We start from the raw sequence: 2,588 nt of genomic DNA, 5'->3' as shown, positions 1-2,588 counted from the left end.
AGAGAATTAATGAAATGCTAAATAATGTAACTTTTATTGATGGCATTTCTGAGCATGAAGTTGACAAAATAAAACAGGATAAAAATTATGCCGCTTAATTCCCATACACTAGATTTGACAATAACTCTTAAATCAGATCGATGATCTTCGATGATATTCGCTATTTTTTCTAGAACAGCGTCACTAATTTTGACAGATGGAGGATTGCTTGGATTTACTAAGCAAAGGATTTTGATAGTAGGGTCTAATAGTTTTTCTAGCTCTTTGTCAGTAACTTGCCAGTCTGCTTGTTCATCAGTATAGATGTGAACTATAGTATTGTTATATTCTGGAAGTTCTGGAATTTCTAGATATGGTGAAAAAATAGGGCTAATCATTGCTATTTTATCACTAGTATTAAGCAATCTATTTATTTTCGCGGATTGAAAAGTGTATGTCATGGCAGCAGTGCCACCTTCTGTCGCAAAAATATCAAACTCTAGTGGAATATCTGTATTTTTATAGAGCTCTTCGCGTAGGTAGTGCATTACAATTTTTTCAGTGATAGAAAGCATCCTTGGTGGCGAAGGGTAGTTACATCCGAGATATGCATTAGTCATTTCATATAAAAAGTCTTCTTTATTAATGCCTAAGTGATCATCAACAAAAGAGATTGCAGCTTTAAGAAAACTAATTCCATCTAGCTTATCGTTAGCCATACAGTAGAAATCAAATCTTTCTAACATACCTTTTTTTTCAGGTAGGCCACCAAAGATGTTATCAAGATAGGAATAAGATCTTTCAGATTCTTTGAGTGCAAAGTCTCCAAGACATAAGAAAGCATGTCTTGGAACGGTTGCCAAAAAATTAGGATTACCACGACCAGCATTCAACATTAATCTATCGGCTTTACTTGTTGCTAATTTTATTAATTCATCTTTAAATTCAAATGGACTTAAATCTTGTTGACTCATAAAAATATCCTTTTAATTAGGTATGATTGTGACTAATGCAACTATAATAGGACCCCATAGTGTCAGCCATATATTTGCTAAAGCATAAGATGATGTACAGGGGTAGCGTTGCCTGCTCGTTCTAATAGAGCTGCAAAACCAGGATTTGCGCTTCTACCACCAGCAATAGTTGCTAATAATACAATAGGATTTTTGATTTTAAGTAGATAGTGCGATATATAAAAAGAAATTACTTGAGGTATGATAGTTACACCAATACCCAAGAAAAACAGTGTAAGTCCGTGCTCCTTGATGGCGATTATGGCTTAAGGTCCAGCAGTAATTCCAACACTAGCTACAAATATTGCTAAACCTAAGTCTCTGATAAAATTAGAAGCCCCTAATGGTAGATTGCTAAATTGAGGCTTCACTGATCTGATCCAACCAAAAATCAAGCCTGATAGTAAGCAACCAACACCGGCGCCTAAAGTTATTGAAATACCAAAGATATTGAAACTTATTAGACCCAAAATATAGCCTAAAACCATTCCTAAACCAAAGAAAATAAAATCAGTAATCGGAGCTTCAGAAATATAAGTCTCTATCTTGTCGCTAATTTTGTCAAGATCTTCTGGTTTGCCTACTAGGATAATTTCATCGCCTCTTCTTAGTTTTAGATTGTCAGAAATAGGAAGCTTCTGATCAGAACGAATAATTTTTTGTAAAAAGCCTCCGTAGTAATTTTTGTTTTGAATTATAGTTTTGATTTCTTGGATAGTTTTTATTGAAAAGATTCTTGTTTGTTAAGATCAAAGATCTTTTTTCTTCAATGAAATTGAATTGCTGAGGTTTGGTAATTTCATCATCATTTGAAATGATAGATTGTATGTCTAAATCTTCGTAGAAGGTTATGGCTACGATATCATTAGTATTTAGGGTGGTTTCAGGGGTTATAGTTAGTAGTTGATTATCGCGAATGATATTTTCTATCACGACTTTATACTCATATGCTTTATATATTTCTACAACTGATCTATTTAGTAGTTCTGAGTTGTGATTAATTCTATATGCTCGAGTAGTGTATTCGCTAAAAGCAGAGAATTGACCAGCTTCTAAATCCAAGCTGCCATCTGATTGTTCGATCGCTAGTTTAATAGCTTCTTTTCTGATATCCCATTTCACTATAAGAGGGAAGATTGTAGCTAATAGAATAATTGACCCAAAAGATCCAAAAATATAGCATACGGCATATCCAACAGCGACGTTAGCTGCATTGTATGAATAATTGATTCTGGTAGTGAGCTTATTGCAGCTATTGCATTATTTGCTGAGCCTATCATGGCTGATTGAGTTAGTCCTCCTGCACCTAGTCCAGCTGCCGTACCTTTATCTAACTGAAATATCCAAGCAAAAGCTAATACACATATTAACCCTAGTAAGCATGTTATAGTTGAGGAAGTTAATAACAAAATAGTACTTTTGTTTAGTGATCTAAAAAATTGTGCACCTCCTTGATAGCCAACAGCATAGCTAGATTGTATTCTGAAAGTTTTAAATAGTTGAAAGAGAGTTCCAAATATAGTTTATTAGGTTTTGACGAAACTAAAATAAACGATAAGGAACTAAAAAATGCCAAAGTACTTAACTCTTTCAAAT

Annotated in this window: 2 pseudogenes; both read right to left on the bottom strand. The window is 33.8% G+C overall.

The window, feature by feature from the left end:
• Positions 1–119: 119 nt before the first annotated feature.
• A pseudogene (locus F8C69_RS09880) lies at positions 120–953 on the bottom strand (bifunctional aspartate transaminase/aspartate 4-decarboxylase); the annotation flags it as partial.
• Positions 954–965: 12 nt separating this feature from the next.
• Positions 966–2,461 (bottom strand): annotated as a pseudogene (aspT, locus tag F8C69_RS09875) (aspartate-alanine antiporter); the annotation flags it as partial.
• Positions 2,462–2,588: the final 127 nt, after the last annotated feature.

The sequence above is a fragment of the Francisella noatunensis subsp. noatunensis genome (genome assembly GCF_009823375.1).
Classification (GTDB): Bacteria; Pseudomonadota; Gammaproteobacteria; order Francisellales; family Francisellaceae; genus Francisella; species Francisella noatunensis.
The sequence above is the reverse complement of the archived record's forward strand: the minus strand, read 5'-3'. Positions and strand labels throughout refer to the sequence as shown.